The organism is Amycolatopsis thermoflava N1165 (genome assembly GCF_000473265.1).
Classification (GTDB): domain Bacteria; phylum Actinomycetota; class Actinomycetes; order Mycobacteriales; family Pseudonocardiaceae; genus Amycolatopsis_E; species Amycolatopsis_E thermoflava.
In genome coordinates this window covers 5386194-5406482 of record NZ_KI421511.1, presented here as the reverse complement: position 1 = coordinate 5406482, position 20289 = coordinate 5386194, and the positions used below count along the sequence as shown (strand labels likewise).

The 20289-nt window shown below is 71.3% G+C and carries 23 protein-coding genes and 1 pseudogene; 14 read left to right on the top strand and 10 right to left on the bottom strand.

Features of this window, described 5'->3' with window-relative positions:
• The first annotated feature begins 14 nt into the window (after positions 1-14).
• From AMYTH_RS0126545 to AMYTH_RS0126530, 4 genes are all read left to right on the top strand, one after another.
• On the top strand, positions 15-932 hold the full coding sequence (locus AMYTH_RS0126545) for an ABC transporter substrate-binding protein (protein WP_027932811.1): 918 nt from the start codon (positions 15-17) through the stop codon (positions 930-932).
• Positions 933-978: 46 nt separating this feature from the next.
• On the top strand, positions 979-1413 hold the full coding sequence (locus AMYTH_RS0126540; RefSeq protein ID WP_027932810.1) for an SRPBCC family protein: 435 nt from the start codon (positions 979-981) through the stop codon (positions 1411-1413).
• A 105-nt stretch (positions 1414-1518) separates the two neighbouring features.
• The gene (locus tag AMYTH_RS0126535; protein WP_027932809.1) at positions 1519-2526 is read left to right on the top strand and encodes an NADP-dependent oxidoreductase; all 1008 of its coding nucleotides are present in this window, start codon (positions 1519-1521) and stop codon (positions 2524-2526) included.
• Positions 2527-2602: 76 nt separating this feature from the next.
• A complete protein-coding gene (locus tag AMYTH_RS0126530; RefSeq protein ID WP_051362822.1) occupies positions 2603-3346 on the top strand; it encodes a hypothetical protein in 744 nt (247 codons plus the stop codon).
• Here AMYTH_RS0126530 and purU read toward each other — a convergent pair.
• From purU to AMYTH_RS0126495, 7 genes and pseudogenes are all read right to left on the bottom strand, one after another.
• Complete coding sequence (gene purU, locus AMYTH_RS0126525) at positions 3343-4203, bottom strand: formyltetrahydrofolate deformylase (protein WP_037322690.1); 861 nt, start codon at positions 4201-4203, stop codon at positions 3343-3345. The genes AMYTH_RS0126530 and purU overlap by 4 nt on opposite strands.
• Before the next feature lie 26 nt (positions 4204-4229).
• Positions 4230-4970, bottom strand: coding sequence for a maleylpyruvate isomerase N-terminal domain-containing protein (locus AMYTH_RS0126520; protein ID WP_084022681.1), 741 nt, complete (start codon positions 4968-4970; stop codon positions 4230-4232).
• A gap of 124 nt (positions 4971-5094) precedes the next feature.
• Positions 5095-5454 (bottom strand): annotated as a pseudogene (locus tag AMYTH_RS50555) (DedA family protein); the annotation flags it as partial.
• A gap of 103 nt (positions 5455-5557) precedes the next feature.
• Positions 5558-6322, bottom strand: a complete 765-nt coding sequence (locus AMYTH_RS0126510; protein WP_228684969.1) for a lysophospholipid acyltransferase family protein — start codon at positions 6320-6322, stop codon at positions 5558-5560.
• The gene (locus tag AMYTH_RS0126505; protein ID WP_027932804.1) at positions 6319-7041 is read right to left on the bottom strand and encodes a GNAT family N-acetyltransferase; all 723 of its coding nucleotides are present in this window, start codon (positions 7039-7041) and stop codon (positions 6319-6321) included. Before AMYTH_RS0126505 ends, AMYTH_RS0126510 begins: the two co-directional genes overlap by 4 nt.
• A gap of 112 nt (positions 7042-7153) precedes the next feature.
• Positions 7154-7948, bottom strand: a complete 795-nt coding sequence (locus AMYTH_RS0126500) for a class I SAM-dependent methyltransferase (protein WP_027932803.1) — start codon at positions 7946-7948, stop codon at positions 7154-7156.
• A complete protein-coding gene (locus tag AMYTH_RS0126495) occupies positions 7930-8427 on the bottom strand; it encodes a DUF2505 domain-containing protein (RefSeq protein WP_027932802.1) in 498 nt (165 codons plus the stop codon). Before AMYTH_RS0126495 ends, AMYTH_RS0126500 begins: the two co-directional genes overlap by 19 nt.
• Positions 8428-8453: 26 nt before the next feature.
• Between AMYTH_RS0126495 and AMYTH_RS0126490 the strand changes: the two genes are divergently transcribed.
• Entirely contained in the window at positions 8454-9476 is a 1023-nt protein-coding gene (locus AMYTH_RS0126490; protein WP_027932801.1) for a UDP-N-acetylmuramate dehydrogenase, read from the top strand.
• Here AMYTH_RS0126490 and AMYTH_RS0126485 read toward each other — a convergent pair whose 3' ends face one another.
• Positions 9477-10211, bottom strand: a complete 735-nt coding sequence (locus tag AMYTH_RS0126485; RefSeq protein ID WP_017986377.1) for an SDR family oxidoreductase — start codon at positions 10209-10211, stop codon at positions 9477-9479. It abuts the gene before it with no gap.
• 94 nt (positions 10212-10305) lie between these two features.
• Between AMYTH_RS0126485 and AMYTH_RS0126480 the strand changes: the two genes are divergently transcribed.
• The 4 genes from AMYTH_RS0126480 to AMYTH_RS0126465 all read left to right on the top strand — a co-directional run bounded on the left by AMYTH_RS0126480 (position 10306) and on the right by AMYTH_RS0126465 (position 14701).
• Positions 10306-11475 (top strand): L,D-transpeptidase, encoded by a 1170-nt coding sequence (locus AMYTH_RS0126480; RefSeq protein WP_027932800.1) that lies wholly within the window; start codon positions 10306-10308, stop codon positions 11473-11475.
• 111 nt (positions 11476-11586) lie between these two features.
• Positions 11587-12882 (top strand): D-inositol-3-phosphate glycosyltransferase, encoded by a 1296-nt coding sequence (gene mshA, locus AMYTH_RS0126475; RefSeq protein ID WP_208722538.1) that lies wholly within the window; start codon positions 11587-11589, stop codon positions 12880-12882.
• Entirely contained in the window at positions 12879-13394 is a 516-nt protein-coding gene (locus tag AMYTH_RS0126470) for a type III secretion system chaperone family protein (RefSeq protein WP_027932798.1), read from the top strand. The genes mshA and AMYTH_RS0126470 overlap by 4 nt, the downstream gene beginning before the upstream one ends.
• A 566-nt stretch (positions 13395-13960) precedes the next feature.
• On the top strand, positions 13961-14701 hold the full coding sequence (locus AMYTH_RS0126465) for a phosphoglyceromutase (protein WP_027932797.1): 741 nt from the start codon (positions 13961-13963) through the stop codon (positions 14699-14701).
• Positions 14702-14752: 51 nt separating this feature from the next.
• Here AMYTH_RS0126465 and AMYTH_RS0126460 read toward each other — a convergent pair whose 3' ends face one another.
• Entirely contained in the window at positions 14753-14932 is a 180-nt protein-coding gene (locus AMYTH_RS0126460) for a hypothetical protein (protein ID WP_027932796.1), read from the bottom strand.
• A gap of 67 nt (positions 14933-14999) precedes the next feature.
• Here AMYTH_RS0126460 and AMYTH_RS0126455 point away from each other — a divergent pair, with 67 nt between their 5' ends.
• Complete coding sequence (locus tag AMYTH_RS0126455) at positions 15000-15599, top strand: TetR/AcrR family transcriptional regulator (RefSeq protein ID WP_027932795.1); 600 nt, start codon at positions 15000-15002, stop codon at positions 15597-15599.
• Here the strand turns inward: AMYTH_RS0126455 and AMYTH_RS0126450 are convergent.
• Positions 15585-16214, bottom strand: coding sequence for a helix-turn-helix transcriptional regulator (locus AMYTH_RS0126450; protein ID WP_027932794.1), 630 nt, complete (start codon positions 16212-16214; stop codon positions 15585-15587). The genes AMYTH_RS0126455 and AMYTH_RS0126450 overlap by 15 nt on opposite strands.
• A 67-nt stretch (positions 16215-16281) precedes the next feature.
• On the opposite strand from AMYTH_RS0126450, the gene AMYTH_RS0126445 reads away from it, so the two are divergent.
• The 4 genes from AMYTH_RS0126445 (at position 16282) to AMYTH_RS0126430 (ending at position 20264) form a co-directional block, all read left to right on the top strand.
• Positions 16282-17172 (top strand): oxidoreductase, encoded by an 891-nt coding sequence (locus AMYTH_RS0126445; RefSeq protein WP_027932793.1) that lies wholly within the window; start codon positions 16282-16284, stop codon positions 17170-17172.
• Between the two features lie 107 nt (positions 17173-17279).
• Positions 17280-18500: a sensor histidine kinase gene (locus AMYTH_RS0126440; protein ID WP_027932792.1), complete on the top strand. Its 1221-nt coding sequence runs from the start codon at positions 17280-17282 to the stop codon at positions 18498-18500.
• Complete coding sequence (locus tag AMYTH_RS0126435; RefSeq protein WP_026153724.1) at positions 18500-19189, top strand: response regulator transcription factor; 690 nt, start codon at positions 18500-18502, stop codon at positions 19187-19189. Before AMYTH_RS0126440 ends, AMYTH_RS0126435 begins: the two co-directional genes overlap by 1 nt.
• A 67-nt stretch (positions 19190-19256) precedes the next feature.
• Positions 19257-20264 carry a Ppx/GppA family phosphatase gene (locus tag AMYTH_RS0126430; RefSeq protein ID WP_027932791.1) on the top strand — a complete coding sequence of 336 codons (1008 nt, stop codon included), beginning with the start codon at positions 19257-19259 and terminating at the stop codon, positions 20262-20264.
• Positions 20265-20289: the final 25 nt, after the last annotated feature.

Genomic DNA, 20289 nt, shown 5'->3' with positions numbered 1-20289 from the left:
GAGGGTGAACAGGTATGCGGTGGACACGGAGCCTGCGGGCGGCCGGGGTGCTCGCGGTGGCGGTCCTCGGGCTCACGGCCTGCGGCGGCGGGGACGACGGCGGCACTGCGGCGCCGGGCAAGGGCGGCGCGCCGATCGTGGTGGCGTCGTTCAACTTCACGGACAGCCAGATCCTGGCGGAGGTGTACGCGCAGGCGCTGGAGGCGAAGGGCTACCCGGTCCAGCGGAAGTTCAACATCGGCTCACGGGAGCTGGTGTACCCGTCGCTCAAGTCGGGCGAGCTGCAGTTCATCCCCGAGTACCAGGGCGCGGCGATCAGCTCCGGGTTCAACGAGCAGGCGCCGAACGACGCGGCGTCCGAGCACGCGAAGCTCGCCGAGCTGTTCAAGCCGTCCGGCATCGGGTTGCTGGACTACGCGCCGGCGGAGAACAAGAACACCTACGTGGTCAAGTCCGACCTCGCGCAGCAGCAGGGACTGCGGACGATCAGCGACTTGAAGAAGCTGGACAAGGTCGTGCTGGGCGGCCCGCCGGAGTGCGGCACCCGGGCCAACTGCTTCATCGGGTTCCGTGACGTCTACAAGCTGAACGTCACGTTCTCGAGCATCCAGGAGTCCGGCCCGCGGGTCGAGCAGCTGCGCTCGGGCGCGGTCACGGTGATCCCGCTCGACTCGGTGAACCCGCTGGTCGGCAACCCGGACTTCACCGCGCTGGAGGACGACCAGAAGATCGTCGCGACCGAGAACATCGTGCCCGCGGTGAACCAGAAGGTGCTCGACGAGCGCGGCCCCGACTTCGCCGCGGCGGTCAACGCGGTGAGCGCGAAGCTGACCACCGACCAGCTGCGGGATCTGAACAAGCAGGTCGACGAGGACGGCGACCAGGTGGCGGACGTCGCCAAGGACTGGCTGTCGCAGGAGGGCCTCCTCTGATCGATAGAGTCGCGGGCGACAGCGTTCGAGCAGATCAGGAGGGGTTATGGCGAAGGTCACCGCAAGCGCGGAACGGACGATCGACGCACCGGCCGACAAGGTGCGGGCGCTGGTCGCGGACTACGCCGAGACCCGGCCCAAGATCCTGACCGAGCACTACCGCGACTACGAGGTGGTCGACGGCGGCACCGGCGCCGGCACGAAGGCGAAGTGGAAGCTGCAGGCCACCTCCAAGCGGGTGCGGGACGTCGCGGCGAGTGTGTCCGAGCCGGAAGCGGGCACCCTCGTCGAGACGGACGCCAACTCCAGCATGGTCACGACCTGGACGGTGCGGCCCGCGGGCGAGCGCAGCGTCGTCCGGATCGAGACCACCTGGCAGGGCGCGGGCGGCATCGGAGGCTTCTTCGAGAAGACCTTCGCGCCGGGCGGGCTCCGCCGGATCTACGACGGGGTGCTGGGCAAGCTCGCCGAGCTGGCCTAGCCGCGCCAGTCGGCGGGGTGGCTGTAGCCTCAGCCACAAAGCGGAATCAGCGCCCCGGTTAGTGTGTTGGCAGCCGTGGAGACACTTCCGACACCCCTGGAGCGCATGATGAGCACCACCGCGACCGAGATCCGGCTCGCCTCCCGTCCGCACGGCGCGCCGACGCTGGACAACTTCGACGTGGTCGACGTCGAGGTGCCGCGGCCCGGCGAGGGCGAGGCCCTGGTCCGCAACCTGGAGATCAGCGTCGACCCGTACATGCGCGGCCGGATGAGCTCTGCCAAGTCGTACGCGCCGCCGTACGAGGTCGGCAAGGTGATGCTCGGCGGCGCGGTCGGTGAGGTCGTCGAGTCGAACACCGACGCCCTGCGGCCGGGGGACCTGGTGCTGCACGGCTTCGGCTGGCGTTCGCACGCCGTCGTCACCCCGAAGCAGGCGGCCAAGATCGACGCGGGCGCGGCGCCGCGCGAGGCGTACCTCGGTGTGCTCGGCATGACCGGCCTCACCGCGTACGCCGGGCTGACCGAGATCGCGCGGTTCCAGCCGGGCGACACCGTGTTCGTCTCGGGCGCGGCGGGGGCGGTCGGGTCCGTCGTCGGCCAGCTGGCGAAGCTGAAGGGCGCCAAGCGGGTCATCGGCAGCGCCGGCTCGGCCGCCAAGGTCCGGCACCTCGTCGAGGACCTGGGTTTCGACGCCGCGTTCAACTACAAGGACGCGCCGGTCGCGAAGCAGCTGGCGGAGGCCGCGCCGGAGGGCATCGACGTCTACTTCGACAACGTCGGCGGCGAGCACCTGGAAGCCGCCATCGACTCGGCGAACGTGCACGCGCGGATCGCCGTGTGCGGGATGATCTCGATCTACAACGCCACCGAGCCGCCCGCCGCGCCGCGGAACCTGGCGCAGATCATCGGCAAGCGGCTGGACAGCCGCGGGTTCCTGGTGAGCGACCACTACGACCTGCAGGCGAAGTTCCTCGAGGAGGTCGCGCCGCTGGTGCGCTCCGGCGAGATCAAGTACGAGGAGACCATCGTCGAGGGGCTGCGCAACGCCCCGCAGGCCTTCCTGGACCTCCTCGCGGGCGCGAACACCGGCAAGATGCTCGTCCGCGTCTGATACGCCCGCCGACGTACGGCGAAGAGACGTCGCCGGGCAGACGCCGCGAACGCTCCCAACGCCGACCATCGTCGGCATGACCCTCGCACTTCGCGAAACCCTCTGGACCCGCGCCCGGCCCGTCGAGCGCGTCGCCTACGTGGTGGCCGCCGTCCTGTTCGCCAGTGGCCTCGTGCACCTGGTGGTCCTCGTGGCGAGCGGCACCACGTGGGAGGGTCCGCTGTCCTACCGCAAGGCCATGACGTTCGGCCTGTCCTTCGGCCTCACCCTGGCCAGCGTCGCCTGGGCCACGGGCTTCCTCGCGGTCCGGCGGCGGAACCTCCTGCTCGGCGCGCTCACCGCGGTGAGCGTCGTCGAGGTCGCCCTGGTGACGTTGCAGGTCTGGCGCGGGGTGCCGTCGCACTTCAACTTCGAGACCGGCTTCGACACCGCCGTCTCCTACAGCCTCGCCGCGGGCGGCGCGGTGATCATCGTGACCGTGCTGGCCTTCGCCGTGGCGGCCTGGCGGACCACGAACCTCAGCCCGAGCATGACGCTTGCCCTGCGGTTCGGGCTCGTCGTGCTGTTCGCGGCCATGGTCGTCGGCGCCATCATGATCGCCGACGGCGTCACCCTCGCCCGCGGCGGACAGCCGCAGCTCGCCTACACGACCGCGGGTTCGCTCAAGCTCGTGCACGCGGTCACGATGCACGCGGTCCTCGTGGTCCCCGGGCTGGCCTGGCTGCTGCGGCACGCGCCGGAACGCCGCCGCACCAAAGCGGTTCAAGCCGCCGTCGGGGTCTACACGCTGCTGATCGCGGGAGCGGTGCTCGCGAGCTAGAACACGACCGTGCGGTTGCCGTGCACCAGCACGCGGCTCTCCAGGTGCCACCGCAGGCCGCGGGCGAGCGTGATCTTCTCGATGTCCCGGCCCTTGCGCACCAGGTCGGGCACGGTGTCGCCGTGGTCGACGCGGATCACGTCCTGCTCGATGATCGGCCCCGCGTCCAGGTCGGCGGTCACGTAGTGGCACGTCGCGCCGACCAGTTTCACACCGCGGCGGTGCGCCTGGTGGTAGGGCCGCGCGCCGATGAACGACGGCAGGAAGCTGTGGTGGATGTTGATCGCCCGGCCGGACCACGCCTGGCACAGCTCCGGCGGCAGGATCTGCATGAACCGCGCGAGCACCACGGCGTGCGGGTCGTGCTCATCGACCAGCTTGCGCACCTCGGCGAACGCCTCCGCCTTGTCACCCGCCGGAAACGGCACATGATGGAACGGAATCCCGTGCGCCCGCGTGATGTCCGCGAGGTTGTCGTGGTTGCCGATCACCGCGCGCACGTCGACGTCCAGCTCACCGGCCGCGACCCGGCCCAGGATGTCGTAGAGGCAGTGCCCCTCCTTCGACACCAGGATCACCACGCGCCGCCGCTCGGACGTGTCCTCGACGCGCCAGTTCGACTCGGCCGACAGCGACGTCGCCACCTCGGCGAAGCGCGACCGCAGTTCGTCCACTCCGAACGGCAGCGAGTCCGCCCTGACCTCCTGGCGGGTGAAGAACCAACCGGTGTCCGGGTCGGTGTGGTAGGCGGCCTCGACGATCCAGCCGCCCGCGTCGGCGAGGAAGGACGACACGCGCGCGACGATGCCGGTGCGGTCGGGACAGCCGAAGGTGATCACATAACGTCGTTCGGACACGGCCCCATCTTCCCCGCCGCTCCCGATCACGGCGCGGCCAGGGGCTCCAGGAGACGCACGTCACCGGTCACCGAGGCGTGGCTGGGCCGCCCCCACACGCGCCGGTACACCGCGTCCGCGGTGCCCGCGACCGTCACGTCGGCCTCGAACGCGGCCGTCACCGGCTCGATCGTGCCGGGCTGCCCCGGGTGCAGCACGACGCGCCACATGCGACCAGCGTCGGCGGCGTGCACCAGCACCGAACCGGACAGGGCGAACTGGTCCCACTTCGCGCGCGTCGGCAGCATCCAGGCGAGCAGCTCGTCGACGCCGTCCGCGGCGAACTCCGGGTCGAACACGAGCGACGGGACCGCGGACGCATCCGCGCTGCCTGCCAGCGCGTGCTCGGCGTCCAGCCGGTGGATCGCTGTCTCGTGCGCCTGCCGCCGCGCCCAGGACCGCGTGGTCTGCTCGTAGCGCGTCCACGGCAGCCACGCCGGCGTCGTGGGATCGGCGAGTCCGGCCAGCATCCCCTGCAGCTGCTCGTCCCACCAGCGCAGCAGTTCAGTCCAGTCGGCGGGTGGCTGCCCGCGGGTCACGTTCGCGCCGCTCGGATCGGCGATCGCCGCCCGGACCCACGAGTGGACCTTCGCCAGGTGGTCGACGAGGCGCTGGACAGTCCACTTCGGACAGGTCGGCACCGGCGCCTCCGGTCCCGTCCGCACCGCGGCCGCGCGCAGTGCCCGGCACTGCGCCTCGATCGTCGCGAGGTACTCGGCGTGCTGCATGCCGTGAGCGTAACCGCCGCACCGCCTCGATGACACCGACCATGATCAACCCGATGCCGAACGACAACAGCAGCCCCTTGGCGGGCTGCCCGTCGAAGCTCGCGCCGCCGATCGCGCCGATGATCACGCTGTAGACGGCCCAGATCCCGGTCCCCACGGCGTCGAGCGCGACGAACCGCGCCCACGGCACGCCCATGCTGCCCGTGGCCAGTCCGCTCGCGACCCGACCGCCGGGGAGGTACCGGCCCGCCACGATCAGCAGCCCGGCGTGGCGTTCGACCTGGCCGCGCGCCCATTCGTAGCGGTCCTGCTTCCCGCCGCGCAGCCACCGGGTCAGCGCGGGCGCCGCGCCCCGGCCGACCGCATGCGACAGGCAGTCCCCGGCGAGTGCTCCGGCGGCCGCGAGCAGCGCCAGCAGCGCCAGCTTCGGCACGTCGGTGCCGAGCAGCACGGCGACCGTGATCACCGTGGTCTCGCTCGGCATGAACGGCAGCAGCGCGTCCAGCGCCGCCACCGCGAACACGATCAGCCACAGCCAGGGCGAGGACAGGGTGCCCTGGAGCAGCTCACCGAGGTGGTTCAGGAAGTCAAGCATGAGCCGGGACCCGGGTGGACCGGACGACGTCCTGGGCGCGCGCGGCGAGCTCTCGCCGGTCGCCGACGGGCTCCAGCGGCGGGTGCGCGGTCAGCTCGATCCGCAGGTCACGGGCGCGCGCGACCCGGCCCAGCGACGGCAGGAGCGCGTCGTCGCCGACGAAGGCCGCGACCGTGCTCGGCTGCCCGCCCTGCGAGTACGCGAAGGTCACCGGACGCACCGGCGCGCCGGCGTCGATCGCCGCCTGGAACGCGGCGCGCCGGAACGTCCCGCCCCGGCCGCCGCACCACGTGGTGCCCTCGGGGAACACGACGACCGACTCGCCTGCACGGAGCGCGTCCGCCAGCCCGTCCACCACGGCGGGCAGCTCCCGCAGCTCGCGCCGGGCGATGAACCGGGTGCCGCAGGACTGCGCGAGCGACCCGATGACCGGCCACGAGCGCACCTCGCGCTTGGCCAGGAACCCCACCGGGTCGACCGCCAGCAGCGCGACGATGTCCAGCCACGACACGTGGTTGGCCACGATCAGCGTGCCGGTCCCCGCAGGCACCCGCAGCAGGTCGGTGTTCGCGTCCAGCGTGATGCCGAGGGCGTCGAGCACCCCGCGGGCGTGCGGCCGCAGGTCCCCCCGCCGCACCCCGGCGAGGACCGAGCCCAGCGCCAGCCACCGTCGCACGGTCAGCAGTGTGCTGATCTCAGGCAGCCGGTGGGTGACGCAGCGAGGGGTACAAGGTGAAGTCACGTCCCACGGGTTCATGAATTCTCCCCGAGGAAGAATCTGCGGTAGCGCTCGCCGATCTCGTCGACCGCCAGCACGGTGAAGAAGTCGGCGACCGCGAAGTCCGGGTCGTGCGCGGGCGGCCCGCCGACCCACGCGCCAAGGCGCAGGTAGCCGCGCAGCAACGGCGGAACCTGGGCGTAGCTGGGCGGGCGCTCGGTGCGGGGCAGCGGGATCCACGGCCGGTGCGGCTCGACCCGCAGCTCGCCGGGCGGGCGGTGCTTGGCCTGCGCGAGCGCCCAGGTGGCGGCCGCCGAGGCGCCGCCGTCGGCGAGCGACACTGACGCGCACCCGGCGAGGTAGCGGTAGCCGTGGCCGACGACGTAACGCGCCATCGCCGACCACATCAGGTTGATCACGCCGCCGGAACGGTGGTCCGGGTGCACGCACGACCGGCCGGTCTCGACCAGGTGCGGGCGCAGCGGCGCCAGCGCGTCCAGGTCGAACTCCGACTGCGAGTACAGCCGCGCCGACCGGCCGGGCGGCAGCAGCCGGTAGGTGCCGACGACCTCGCCCCCGTGCATCACGGCGAGGTGCTCGCACACGTCGTCGAACTCGTCGGCGTCCAGCCCGCTGGGGTGCGGCGCCGCGCCGAACTCGGTGGTGAACACGCGGTGCCGCAGTCGCTGGCACGCCTGGACGATCTCGGAGTCCGTCGTGATGACGGCCTCGTACTGCCTGCTGAGGGTTGCGGTCATGGGGCGATCGTGTCGCCGCGCACACCGCCTGAGCCAGGGACTTCCGGCAAGATCAGGGATATCCCGGGGAACCCCCGTACGTGCCGCCCCCGCTGCTTTGGTGGGGTTGTCCCTACCTGCTTCCGGGTGCCACCGTCGCCCACGGCACGGTCAGCTCGCCGAGCCGGATCCGCCGCGGCCGGGTCAGCACCGGCCAGCCGCGCGCGGCGAGCAGCCGCACGCTCTCCAGCCAGCGGGCGCGGGCGCCGAACGCCTGGTGCGGCGCGGCGGTCGCCCAGCAAATGTCCAATGTGGACAACAGGTCGTGGATCCGCTCGCCCGGCACGTTGCGGTGGATCAGCGCCTTCGGCAGTCGTTCGGCCAAAGTGGACGGCTGGTCGAGCGAATCCAGGTGGCAGGACAGGGTGAGCGTACGCGGGCCGTCCGCGTCCAGAGTGACCCAGGTGGACAGTCGCCCGATCTCGTCGCAGGTGCCCTCGACGAGCAGCCCGCCCGGGGCGAGGCGATCGACGACCAGCTTCCACGCGCCCGCGACCTCGTCCTCCGGGTACTGCCGCAGCACGTTGAACGCGCGCACCAGGTTCGGCCGGGTTCCCGCCAGCTCGAAACCGCCCTGGCGGAAGTCCAGCACAGGGGGCCGCGCGGCGGGCTTCGCGACCGCGACGCGCTCGGCGTCGATCTCCAGCCCGAGCACCCGGACCCGCGGGTGGACCCGCCGCAATCGCGCGGCCATCTCGACCGTGGTCACCGGGGACGCGCCGTACCCGAGGTCCACGACGAGCGGGTCCGGCGCGCGGCGCAGCGCGGCCGACACCTCGGGGGCGCCGGCCAGCCAGCGGTCGACGCGGCGCAGGCGGTTGGGGTTCGTGGTTCCTCGGGTCGGCGCGCCTACCGGGCCGCGAGCCATTCGCGGCTGAACTGGGCCTCGCGGGCCAGCAACTTGGTCAGCTCGCCCGCGACGAAGCTCTCCAGCTTGCCGCCGACCAGCGGGATCCTGACCTTGACCTCACCGCGGGTCTCGACCACCGAGCCGTCGCCACGGGGACGCAGCTCGGTGCGGGCGGTGATCTCGCCGGGCATCCCGCTCACCGTGGCCCGCGCCGTGCCCGTGTAGCCGTCCCCGTCGCGGGTGAAGGTGTGCTCGCGGTCGACGTAGAGGTCGCCGGGCTGCAGCTTGCGGACGATCTGCGGGAGCTTGTCCGCCTCGATGCCCTGGCGCAGCGTGTACCGGGCGCCGTCGTCGTCCGCGGAATGGCTGAGCAGGGCGCTGTTCTTGCCGCCGATCTCGGCGAGGCGGGCCGTCAGCGCCTCCTCGCTCGTCTCGGCCCGGAACACCTCGGAGACGCCGTTGGGGTACTCCGCGCGGTGCTCGATACGGGATGCCATGGGGCCAGACAGTACCGTTTGTCCTCGTGAGCCGTCTTGACACACCGACCCAGACGACCCTGGCCGAACACACCACGCTGCGCCTCGGCGGGCCTGCCCGCGCGTTCGTGGTGGCCGGGACCACCGACGAACTGCTCGCCGCGGTGCGCTCGATCGAGGGACCGGTGCTGCTGCTGGGCGGCGGGTCGAACCTCGTCGTCGGCGACGACGGCTTCCCCGGCACCGTGGTCAAGATCGCGACCGGCGGCTGGCGGATCGACGGTGACGAGGTCGAGGTCGCGGCCGGGCAGAACTGGGACGAGTTCGTCGCGGCGACCGTCGAGGCCGGCTTCGGCGGGCTGGAGTGCCTGTCCGGCATCCCCGGCTCGGTGGGCGCGACGCCGATCCAGAACGTCGGCGCGTACGGCTGCGAGGTGGCCGACCTGCTCACCTCGATCGAGTGCTACGACCGGCGCACCGGCGAGGTGCGCACGATGACCGCCGACGAGCTCGGCTTCGGCTACCGCACCAGCGTGCTCAAGGGGGAGAGCTGGGGGATCGTCCTCAGTGTCCGGTTCGCCCTGCGGCCCGACGGGCTGTCCGCGCCGATCCGCTACGCCGAACTGGCCCGGACCCTGGGCGTCGAGCAGGGCGCGCGGGTCCCGGCGGCGCAGGCGCGGGAGGCCGTGCTGAAGCTGCGGCAGGGCAAGGGCATGGTGCTCGACGCGTCCGACCACGACACGTGGAGCGCGGGCTCGTTCTTCACCAACCCGATCGTCGCGGAGATCCCGCCGGCGCTGGCGGGCGTGGAGATGCCGCGGTACCCGGCCGACGGCGGCGTGAAGCTGTCCGCGGCGTGGCTGATCGAGCGGGCCGGGTTCGGCAAGGGCCACCCGGGGCCGGGCGGGCGGGTGTCCTTGTCCACCAAGCACACCCTGGCCCTGACCAACCGGGGCTCGGCTAGCACCGCGGACCTGCTGGCGCTGGCGCGCGAGGTCCGGGACGGCGTGCACGCCCGCTTCGGCGTCACGCTGCGTCCCGAACCACTGCTGATCAACTGCGCGCTGTAGTCACTCGCGGTGGGCGCGGCTGCCGTTGAGCTGCGCGCGCGGCTTCATGACGATGGTGTCCAGGTTCACGTGCGCCGGCCGGGTCACGGCGAACGCGATCACGTCGGCCACGTCCTCCGCGGTCAGCGGGGTGAGACCCTGGTAGACCTTCGCGGCGCGCTCGGTGTCGCCGTCGAACCGGTTGGCGGAGAAGTCGGTCTCGACCATGCCGGGCACGATCTCGGTGATCCGCACCGGGTCGCCGAGGTGCTCCGAGCGCAGGGTTCGGTGCAGGGCCGACTGGGCGTGCTTCGCGGACGTGTAGCCGGAACCGCCGTCGTAGACCTCGTGCCCGGCGATCGACGTGACGGTCACCACGTGGCCGTCACCGGAGGCGATCAGCTTCGGCAGCAACGCCTTCGTCATGCGCAGGGTGCCGAGGACGTTGACCTCCCACATCCAGCGCCAGTGGTCCTCGTCGGCGTCTTCCACGCGCTCGAGGCCCCGTGCGCCGCCCGCGTTGTTGACGAGAACGTGGCAATCTGGAACCTGCTGGACGAATGCGGCAACCGAACCGGGGTCGGTGACGTCCAGTACGTGTGCGGTTCCGGACAACTCGGCGGCCAGCTTCTCCAGGCGGTCGAGGCGCCGAGCCCCGAGCACGACGTGGAATCCGGCCTCGGCGAGGGCGCGGGCGGTCGCCTCGCCGATACCCGCGCTGGCGCCGGTGATCACTGCGGTTCGCTTGGTCGTCATACCGCACATACTCCCAGCGGGGGACACGCCGGTAACGCGGCAGGGCCGGGCGTCGCTTGACGTCCGGGAGAAGTACGGAGTGCGGAGGTAACAGGTGATCGAGAGGCGCACGGTGTTCAAGGCCGCGCTCGCCGCGGGTGCGGCGACCATGGCCGCGGCGTGCACCAGCGGCGGGGACGACGGCGGCGCGCAGACCGGGGGCGGGGCGACGACCGAGGCGCCGCCTGCCGCGGTCATCACCGCCGAGCCCGCCGCGGACGCGAAGAACGTCCCCGTGCTGCAGCCCGTCACCGTGAAGGTCGCCAAGGGCACCCTCACCGAGGTCAAGCTGACCAACGCCGAGGGCAAGGCCGTCGAGGGCAAGCTCAGCGACGGCAAGACCACCTGGACCAGCAGCGAGACCCTCGGTTACGACAAGACCTACACCTACCACGCGACGGCCACCGGCACCGACGGCAAGCCGGTGACGCTGACCGGCAGCTTCTCGACGCTCAAGCCGGCCTCCACCGTGCGCGTCACGCTGAACCCGGCCGACGACGTGACCGTGGGCGTCGCGATGCCGGTGAGCGTGAAGTTCACCAGCGCCGTGAAGAACAAGGCCGCCGTGGAGCGGGCGCTGAAGATCGAGACGTCCAGCGACGTCGAGGGCTCCTGGGGCTGGCTGTCCGACCAGCAGGTGGACTGGCGGCCGAAGGAGTACTGGCCCGCCAACACCACGGTCAAGGTCGAGGCGAAGCTCTACGGCATCGACCTCGGCGGCGGGGCCTACCCGCGTGCCGACGTCACCACCGAGTTCAAGATCGGCCGCAACCAGGTCGTGAAGATCCACACCCCGGACCACAAGATGAACGTGTACCGGGGCGGGTCCCTGCACAAGAGCTACCCGTGCAGCAACGGCAAGGACTCGGACGTGAACCTGAACACACCGAACGGCACCTACATCATCATGACGAAGGAGCCGAGCGCGATCTTCGACAACGCGCGCTACGGCTACACCAACGTCAACAAGAAGTGGGCCTGCCGGTTCTCCAACCACGGCGAGTTCATCCACGAAAACCAGGACAACGCGGCCAACATCGGGCGGGCCAACACCTCGCACGGCTGCGTCAACCTGCTGGAAGCCGACGCGAAGGACTACTTCGACTCGGCCCTGATCGGCGACCCCGTCGAGATCACCGGCTCGAAGCTCGGGCCGGTCGTCACCTCGGATGTCATGGACTGGCTCGTCAGCTGGAGCGCCTGGCAGGCCAAGTCCGCCCTGTGACGGTTTCGCACCGCTGGGAAGATGACGGGTGCCCGTGGGCGTTGTCGTTCACGGGCTCCGCCCTGATGCGGAAAGAGACTGACACGGGAGTTGAACCAGGTGACGATCTCGCTGCGCGGATCACGACGGACGCAGACGATTTGGCCGCGCAGGGTCGCGGTGCTGTCGGTGCACACGTCACCCCTGGAGCAGCCCGGCACCGGTGACGCCGGTGGGATGAACGTCTACATCACGCACACCGCGGTCGAGATGGCGCGGCGCGGGATCGCCGTCGAGGTGTTCACGCGCGCGACCTCGTCCGAGCAGCCCCCGGTCGCCGAGCTGGCTCCCGGCGTGCTGGTGCGGCACATCCCGGCAGGCCCGTTCGAACCGCTGGGCCGCGACGAGCTGCCCGCCCAGCTGTGCGCGTTCACCTCGGGCGTGCTGCGCGCGGAGGCCTTCCACGAGCCCGGCTACTACGACCTGATCCACTCGCACTACTGGCTGTCCGGCCAGGTCGGGTGGCTCGCGCGGGACCGGTGGGGCGTGCCGCTGGTGCACACCGCGCACACGCTGGCGAAGGTCAAGAACGCCGCGCTCGCCGAGGGTGACAAGCCCGAGCCGCGCACCCGGGTCATCGGGGAGGAGCAGGTGGTCGCCGAGTCCGACCGCCTGGTGGCGAACACGCCGGTGGAGGCGCGGCAGCTGGTGGACCTCTACGGCGCGGCCCCGGAGCGGGTGCACACGGTCGCGCCCGGGGTGGATCTGAACCGCTTCGTGCCCGGGTCGCAGGCGGGCGCCCGGCGGCGGCTCGGGTTGCCGCGCGATGCCGTGGTGCTGGCGTTCGCCGGCCGGATCCAGCCGTTGAAGGCGCCGGACGTGCTGCTGCACGCGGCCGCGCACCTGCTCCAGCGGCAGCCGGAGCTGCGGGAGCGGCTGATCGTGCTGGTCGTGGGTGGTCCGTCGGGCACCGGGCTGGAGCAGCCGCAGGCCCTGCGTGAGCTCGCCGTTTCGCTGGGTATCCAGGACGTGGTGCGGTTCCTGCCGCCGCAGCCGGGTGAGCGGCTGGCGGAGGTGTACCGCGCCGCGGACGTGGTGGCGGTGCCGAGCTACAACGAGTCGTTCGGCCTGGTCGCGCTGGAGGCGCAGGCCTGCGGGACGCCCGTGGTGGCGGCCGAGGTCGGCGGGCTGCCGGTGGCGGTCGCGCACGGCGTGTCCGGGCTGCTGGTGCCGTCGCACGCGGCGCGGGACTGGGCCGGGGCGCTGGCCAGTGTGGCGTTGCGGCCGGACCGGCGGGCGGAGCTGGCGGAGAACGCGCTGGTGCACGCGCGGCGGTTCTCGTGGGCGCGCACCACGGACGCCCTGCTGGAGACCTACGCGGCGGCTTCGCGGACGCTCGCCGCGCTGCACGAGGAGATCGCGGTATGACGCTCGACAAGGTCGTCCGGACAACGCTGGACCAGGCGGACCTGAAGTACGACCGCAAGGACGATGGCAAGTACTTCGTCACCCTCCCCGGCACGAAGAAGCTGCAGACCAACGTCTGGCTGATCGAGCGCGAACACGCCTTCGCGGTGGAGGCGTTCGTCTGCCGCCGCCCCGACGAAAACCACGAGCAGGTCTACCGCTTCCTGTTGCGCCGCAACGCAAAGCTCTACGGCGTCCACTACACCGTGGACGCTCTCGGCGACATCTACCTGGTGGGCCGCTTCGGCAAGGACGCGGTGACCGAGCAGGAGCTGGACAAGATCCTTGGCCAGGTGCTGGAAGCCGCGGACGGCGACTTCAACACGATCCTGGAGTTGGGCTTCGCCACGTCCATCAAACGCGAGTGGGACTGGCGCGTCAGCCGCGGCGAAAGCCTGGCAAACCTACAAGCCTTCAAACACCTGATAGAGCCCGACACCCCCCACGACCCCGGCACCCTCACCAGCGACTGACAAACCACCGGCGCTGGTCCAAGCCCATCGCGCCCAGCGCCCGCCAACGCAAGAAGCTCGCACCGTGGGGGTTTGGGGGGTCGCCCCCCAAATGCGATGTGCGAACGCCCGCCCGGTGGCGAGCGCAGCGAGCACACCGGAGAAGCGGGCGGAGCGGCTTGAGGGAGGGGGAGTCGCGAACTCAAGCCGCCCCGCGAACGCTCCCGCCGCTTCTGGACCCGGTGGCGAGGGGGAGTGCCAACGGGGCCGGCGGGGCCGCAGCCCGGCAGGGGGGAGACAGGCTGCGGTCGTACCCCGCGTCCGGCTGGGGAGTGCGTGGAATTCCAGCCGAGCGGGACGTAAGCCAACTTGTCAGATGTCCACCAGTAATCACAAGACTACTGGTTACTCCGTTCGAGTGATTCTCACTGTCTGTGTTAACGGTATGCAGCAAGTGTCACTTTCATGACCGGTGCTCAATCGGTCAAAGTGCAGTCGGGCGAACCTCTACCGAGTGGTAACACACTGTCTGTAGAAAGCTCTGGGCGTCATCCGGTCGCTCGCCGTGTTCTGGCAGGCTAGCGGGTATGGCCGAACTTGGGACGCTGGTGCTGCTCCGCCACGGGCAGAGCACCTGGAACGCCGAGAACCTGTTCACCGGCTGGGTCGACGTGCCCCTGTCCGAGCTCGGGCAGCAGGAGGCCCGCAAGGGCGGTGAGCTGCTCGCGGAGGGCGGTCTGCTGCCCGACGTCGTCCACACGTCGCTGCTGCGCCGGGCGATCTCGACCGCCAACATCGCGCTCGACGTCGCCGACCGGCACTGGATCCCGGTGCGCCGCGACTGGCGGCTCAACGAGCGGCACTACGGCGCGCTCCAGGGCAAGAACAAGAAGCAGGTCCGGGACGAGTTCGGCGAGGAGCAGTTCATGCTCTGGCGCCGTTCCTACGACGTGCCGCCGCCGCCGATCGAGCGCGGCAGCGAGTTCAGCCAGGACACCGACGTCCGCTACGGCCCGGACGCGCCGCTGACGGAGTGCCTGAAGGACGTCGTCGCGCGGCTGCTGCCGTACTGGGACTCGGCCATCGTGCCGGACCTGCGCGCGGGCAAGACGGTGCTGGTCGCCGCGCACGGCAACTCGCTGCGCGCCCTGGTCAAGCACCTGGACGGGATTTCCGACGACGCCATCGCCGGCCTCAACATCCCGACCGGCATCCCGCTGCGCTACGACCTGGACGAAAACCTGAAGCCGGCCAACCCGGGCGGCACCTACCTCGACCCGGAGGCCGCGGCCGAGGCCGCCGCCGCGGTCGCCAACCAGGGCCGCTGACGCCAGTCCGCCGAAACGCCGGCTCCCCTGGGGGAGCCGGCGTTTTCGCGTTCAGCGCCCGATCCGACGCTGAGCGAACTCGGCCGCCGTGCGCGCCACCCGGCGTGCCTGATCGCCCTTGCCCCGCCGGTGCAGCACGAGTACGACCGCGAGGACGACGAGCGCGAGCGCCACGACCACCGCCGCGATCAGCGCGAACCGGACCAGCAGCACGGTGAGCAGGGTTTCCACAGCAACGCCTCCTTTATATCCCAACTGTGATAAATAGAAGTTAGCACAGCTGTGATACAAAGGCCAGGTGCCGAAGATCGTGGATCCGGAGAGCAGGCGGGCGGAGGTGGCCGACGCGCTGTTCCGGCTGGCCGTGCGCGAGGGGCTGCACCGGGTGTCGCTGCGGACGGTGGCGGCCGAGGCCGGCCTGAACGTCGGCTCCGTCCGGCACTACTTCGACGGCCAGGCCGAGCTGATGCGCTTCGCCATGCGGACCGTCATCGACCGCGTGTCCGCCCGGCTGACCGAGAAGGTCGAAGCGCTCGGCGACGTCGGCGGGCTGTCCCCGGCCGAGCGCCGCGCGGCGCGGACCGAACTGCTGGCCGAACTGCTGCCGCTCGACGACGTCCGGCGGGCCGAGGTGACGGTGTTCCTCGAGTTCGCGGTGGCGTCACGCACCGACGAGCGGCTGGCGGACCTGGCGCGTGAGGCGGCGGCCGGGACGCGGGCGCTGGTCCGGCGCGTCCTCGCCGCGCTGGACCTCGACGATCCGGACACCGAGGTGCGGCGGCTCACGGCGCTGATCGACGGCCTGAGCCTGAACGGGGTCCTGCACCCGGACCTGTGGTCGCCCGCGGCGGCGCTGTCGGCGCTCCGGACCCACCTCGACGCGCTAGACCAGTCCTAGCTGCCGGGCCCGCACCCCCGCCTGGAAACGGGACGTCGCGCCCAGCGCGTCCATCAGCTCCGCCACCCGCCGCCGGTAGGTGCGCACGCTCAGCCCCAGCGCCCGCGCGGCCGCCTCGTCCTTGCTGCCCGCGGCCAGCTCGTCGAGTATCCGCGGCGCCAGCGCCCTGACCTCGGCGAACTCCGTCTCGTAGATCGCCAGCTCGGTGCCTGCCCGCCAGGCGGCGTTGAACAGGCTCGTCACGCTGCCGATCACCTCGGGGCTGGTGACGACCGTGTAGCCGCGCTCGCCGCTCGCCGCGTCGCCCGCCAGGATCGCCACCTTCCGGTCCAGCACGATCGTCTCGTTGATCTCGTCCAGCGTGATCCGGATCCGCGCGCCCAGCCGCTCCCGCTCGCGCAGGTGCGCCACCCCGCCCGGCTGCAGCAGCGACGCGGGCCGGTACAGCTTCCGCACGGTCCGGCCGGCCATGTCCCGCTGCCGGCTGTGCGGCACCTGGTGCGCCGTCGCCCACGTGTGCAGGTCGTTCGCGGCGCAGAAGATCTCCCGCGCCGAGGAGAACAGGTGGGCCGTCCGCGCGAACAACTCGGCCTCACCGCGCACCAGCACGTCCATGACGACCAGTGTGGCAGCAAGTTGCCAAGCTGCGGCGCGTCCGCGAGCGCCGGACCAACCTGGAGCCATGACCGAAACGATCAACGCCGGTGCGGCAGGCACCTGGCAGCTCGGCGACCTCACCGTGAACCGCATGGGCTACGGCGCCATGCGGCTGGCCATCTCCGGCGACGGCCGGCTCGACCGTGACCAGGCCATCGCCGTCCTGCGCCGGGCCGTCGAACTGGGCGTCAACCACATCGACACCGCCGCCTTCTACTTCTCCCCGCTGCGTTCGGCCAACGAGCTGATCAGCACCGCGCTCAACCCCTACCCGGACGACCTGGTGATCACCACCAAGGTCGGGCCGGGCCGCGCGCTCGACGGCTCGTTCCTGCCGGAGGCGACCCCGGAGCAGCTGCGGCTGCAGGTGGAGGAGAACATCCGGCAGCTCGGCCGGGACCACCTCGACGTCGTCAACCTGCGCATCGGCAGCACCCTGGACCGCGGCGCCGGCTCGCTCGCCGACCGGTTCGGCGCGCTCGCCGAACTGCGGCAGGAGGGTCTGATCCGGCACCTGGGCATCTCCAACGTCGGCCCGGAGCACCTAGCCGAGGCGCAGGCCATCGCGCCGGTGGTGTGCGTGCAGAACCAGTACGGCCTCACCGTCCGGCGCGAGGACGACGACTTCGTCCGCCTGTGCGCCGACCAGAAGGTGGCGTTCGTCCCGTTCTTCGCCATCGCCAGCGGCGCGGAAGACGAGACCGTCAGCGCGATCGCGCGGGACCACGGTGTCAGCCCGGCGCAGGTCCGGCTCGCCTGGACCCTCCACCAGGGGCCGAACGTGCTCGCCATCCCGGGCACGGGCAGCGTCGAGCACCTCGAGGAGAACATCGCGGCGGCGTCGCTGCGGCTGTCCGAAGAGGAACTCGCGCGGCTCGACGGGGTGAATGGTCACGAGCCGGGACGAGGTGAGTAAACGCAGGTTGAACCGGTTGCGAACACGCGTTGTGAAGGTGTCACAGCCATCACGAGAAGGCAGCCAGGACTAGGCCAAACGGCCACCTCCATGCTTACGATTCACCCGTGAGTGCACCCGGTGCGGTCCTGCTGGCCGTCGGCTGTCTGCTGGTCGGCCTGATCGCGGGTTTCCTCGTTCCGCGGCTCAGGCGCAGGCGGGCCCAGCGGCGGCCGGCGGGCCCCACGGTGGCGGAACTGCTGCTCAGGCTGGTGCGCTCGTCGAACAACGGGATTCTGGTGCTGAACCGCTTCGGCGACCTGGTGCTGTTCAACCGCCGCGCCGAGGCGCTCGGACTGGTCCAGGCCAATCGCGCCGACCCGCGCGCGCGGGTCGCGGCCGAGCAGGTCGAGGAGACCGGCGACCCGATGGAGATCGACCTGTCGCCGCTGGAGGCCCGCGGCCGCCAGCCGGAGGCCGTGGTCGCCGAGATCCGCCCGCTCGGCGAGGGGTTCACCGTCGTCGAGGCGGTGGACCACTCCGAGGCCGCCCGGCTGGAGGCCGTCCGGCGGGACTTCGTCGCGAACGTCAGCCACGAGCTGAAGACCCCGGTCGGCGCGATCGCGCTGCTCGCCGAGGCGGTGCTGGACGCGGCGGACGACGTCGAGGAGGTGCGCCGCTTCGGCGGCAAGATCCTGCACGAGTCGACCCGGCTGGGCACGCTCGTCAGCGAGCTCATCGCGCTGTCCCGGCTGCAGGGCGCCGAGCGGCTGCCCGACCTGAACGTGGTCGAGGTGGACGCCGTCGTGCGGGAGGCGCTGGGCCGCACCCGCCTGTCCGCGGAGTCCCGCGAAATCGAGATCACCACCGACGAGCCGAGCGGCCTGCTCGTCGAAGGGGACCGGACGCTGCTGGTCACGGCGTTGTCGAACCTGCTCGACAACGCCGTGAACTACTCGCCGCAGGGCAGCCCGGTGTCGATCAGCAGGCGCCTGTCCGGCGGCATGGTCGAGATCGCGGTCACCGACCGCGGCATCGGCATCGCCGAGGAGGACCAGCAGCGCGTCTTCGAACGCTTCTACCGCGCGGACAAGGCGCGCTCGCGCGCCACCGGTGGCACCGGCCTCGGGCTGGCCATCGTCAAGCACGTCGCCGCCAACCACGGCGGCGAGGTCAAGCTGTGGAGCATGCCGGGCACGGGATCGACGTTCACGCTGCGGATCCCGATGCACCAGTCCGGGCGCAACGGGGACGGAACCCCCGCGGCACCGGACGGACAGACCCCCGCGCAGCTGTCGCGGCTCGTCGTGACCGCGGCCAAGGACGGCCGGAACCAGGGAGGAAAGTAGTGACGAGAGTGCTCATCGTCGAGGACGAGGAGTCCTTCGCCGACCCGTTGGCCTTCCTGCTGCGCAAGGAGGGGTTCACGGCCGCCGTCGCCACCAACGGCCAGCAGGCCCTGGACGAGTTCGACCGCAACGGCGCCGACATCGTCCTGCTCGACCTGATGCTGCCCGGCATGAGCGGCACCGACGTGTGCAAGCAGCTGCGGCAGCGCTCGGCGGTCCCGGTGATCATGGTGACCGCCCGGGACAGCGAGATCGACAAGGTCGTGGGCCTGGAGCTGGGCGCCGACGACTACGTGACCAAGCCGTACTCGGCGCGCGAGCTGATCGCCCGCATCCGCGCGGTGCTCCGCCGTGGCGGCGAGACCGGCGGGGACGGCGAGCTGGCGCCGCTGGTGCTCGCGGCAGGCCCGGTGCGGATGGACGTGGAACGGCACGTGGTCACCGTCGACGGCGGCGAGGTGTCGCTGCCGCTCAAGGAGTTCGACCTGCTCGAATACCTGCTGCGCAACGTCGGCCGGGTGCTCACCCGCGGGCAGCTGATCGACCGGGTGTGGGGTGCGGACTACGTCGGCGACACCAAGACGCTGGACGTCCACGTCAAGCGCCTGCGGTCGAAGATCGAACCGGACCCGGGCTCGCCGCGGCACCTGGTCACCGTCCGCGGGCTCGGGTACAAGTTCGAGTCCTGAGCAAGCAGAGGTGGCCTATCCGGCACTTTGCGGCCGCACACGGTGGGGACCGGTACCGTAGGGCTTTGTGCGCCTAGGGGTCCTCGACGTCGGTTCCAACACCGTCCACCTGCTCGTGGTGGACGCGCACCGCGGCGCGCACCCGACGCCGATGCACTCCGAGAAGACCGTGCTGCGGCTGGCCGAGCAGATCACCAAGAACAACCACCTCTCCAAGCAGGGCGCGCAGGCGCTGGTCGAGGCCATCGAGAACGCGAAGGCCGCCGCGGCGAGGCTCGGGTGCGAGGAGCTGATGGCGTTCGCCACGTCGGCGGTGCGCGAGGCGGACAACAGCTCCGACGTGCTGCGGAAGGTCGCGGACGAGACCGGTGTCGAGCTGACCGTGCTGTCCGGTGTTGACGAAGCGCGGTTGACTTTCCTCGCGGTGCGCCGGTGGTTCGGCTGGTCGGCCGGTCAGTTGCTGGTGCTCGACATCGGGGGCGGTTCGCTGGAAGTCGCGATGGGGATCGACGAGGAGCCGGCGCTCGCGGAGTCGCTGCCGCTCGGCGCGGGCCGCATCACCCGCACCCGGTTCGCCCACGACCCGCCGACCCGGTCCGAGCTGGTCTCGACGTCGGCGTGGCTGGAGGACCAGCTGGCGCCGCTGGCGAAACGGGTCGCCAAGCTCGGCCTGCCGGACCGCGTGGTGGCCACCTCGAAGACCTTCCGGTCCCTGGCCAGGCTGACCGGGGCGGCTCCCTCCGCAGCCGGTCCGCGGGTACGCCGTACCCTGTCCCAGACCGCACTGCGGCAGCTCATCGCGTTCATCTCCCGGATGGAGGCGGCCGACCTCGCCGAGCTGGAAGGGGTCAGCGCGAGCCGCGCGCACCAGCTCGCAGGTGGGGCGCTGGTGGCGCAGGCCGCGATGCGGGCGCTGTCGCTGGAAGAACTGGAGATCTGTCCCTGGGCGCTGCGAGAGGGCGTCATCCTGCGGCGACTTGATCACTCCAACGGTGACGAGGCGACTGTTCGCCGCGGCAGAACCACCGGTGACAGCAACCGGCTGGACCTCGGTGAGCTCGATCAGGCACGGTGAAAGGCGGAAGGATGCGTAAGGCGGT

What these genes read in the sequence shown, in the direction of transcription:
- AMYTH_RS0126545 (WP_027932811.1), top strand. Translation starts at nt 15, where the DNA reads ATGCGGTGGACACGGAGCCTGCGGGCGGCCGGGGTGCTCGCGGTGGCG.
- AMYTH_RS0126540 (WP_027932810.1), top strand. Translation starts at nt 979, where the DNA reads ATGGCGAAGGTCACCGCAAGCGCGGAACGGACGATCGACGCACCGGCC.
- AMYTH_RS0126535 (WP_027932809.1), top strand. Translation starts at nt 1,519, where the DNA reads ATGATGAGCACCACCGCGACCGAGATCCGGCTCGCCTCCCGTCCGCAC.
- AMYTH_RS0126530 (WP_051362822.1), top strand. Translation starts at nt 2,603, where the DNA reads ATGACCCTCGCACTTCGCGAAACCCTCTGGACCCGCGCCCGGCCCGTC.
- AMYTH_RS0126520 (WP_084022681.1), bottom strand. Translation starts at nt 4,970, where the DNA reads ATGCAGCACGCCGAGTACCTCGCGACGATCGAGGCGCAGTGCCGGGCA.
- AMYTH_RS0126510 (WP_228684969.1), bottom strand. Translation starts at nt 6,322, where the DNA reads ATGAACCCGTGGGACGTGACTTCACCTTGTACCCCTCGCTGCGTCACC.
- AMYTH_RS0126505 (WP_027932804.1), bottom strand. Translation starts at nt 7,041, where the DNA reads ATGACCGCAACCCTCAGCAGGCAGTACGAGGCCGTCATCACGACGGAC.
- AMYTH_RS0126500 (WP_027932803.1), bottom strand. Translation starts at nt 7,948, where the DNA reads ATGGCTCGCGGCCCGGTAGGCGCGCCGACCCGAGGAACCACGAACCCC.
- AMYTH_RS0126495 (WP_027932802.1), bottom strand. Translation starts at nt 8,427, where the DNA reads ATGGCATCCCGTATCGAGCACCGCGCGGAGTACCCCAACGGCGTCTCC.
- AMYTH_RS0126485 (WP_017986377.1), bottom strand. Translation starts at nt 10,211, where the DNA reads ATGACGACCAAGCGAACCGCAGTGATCACCGGCGCCAGCGCGGGTATC.
- AMYTH_RS0126470 (WP_027932798.1), top strand. Translation starts at nt 12,879, where the DNA reads ATGACGCTCGACAAGGTCGTCCGGACAACGCTGGACCAGGCGGACCTG.
- AMYTH_RS0126465 (WP_027932797.1), top strand. Translation starts at nt 13,961, where the DNA reads ATGGCCGAACTTGGGACGCTGGTGCTGCTCCGCCACGGGCAGAGCACC.
- AMYTH_RS0126450 (WP_027932794.1), bottom strand. Translation starts at nt 16,214, where the DNA reads ATGGACGTGCTGGTGCGCGGTGAGGCCGAGTTGTTCGCGCGGACGGCC.
- AMYTH_RS0126445 (WP_027932793.1), top strand. Translation starts at nt 16,282, where the DNA reads ATGACCGAAACGATCAACGCCGGTGCGGCAGGCACCTGGCAGCTCGGC.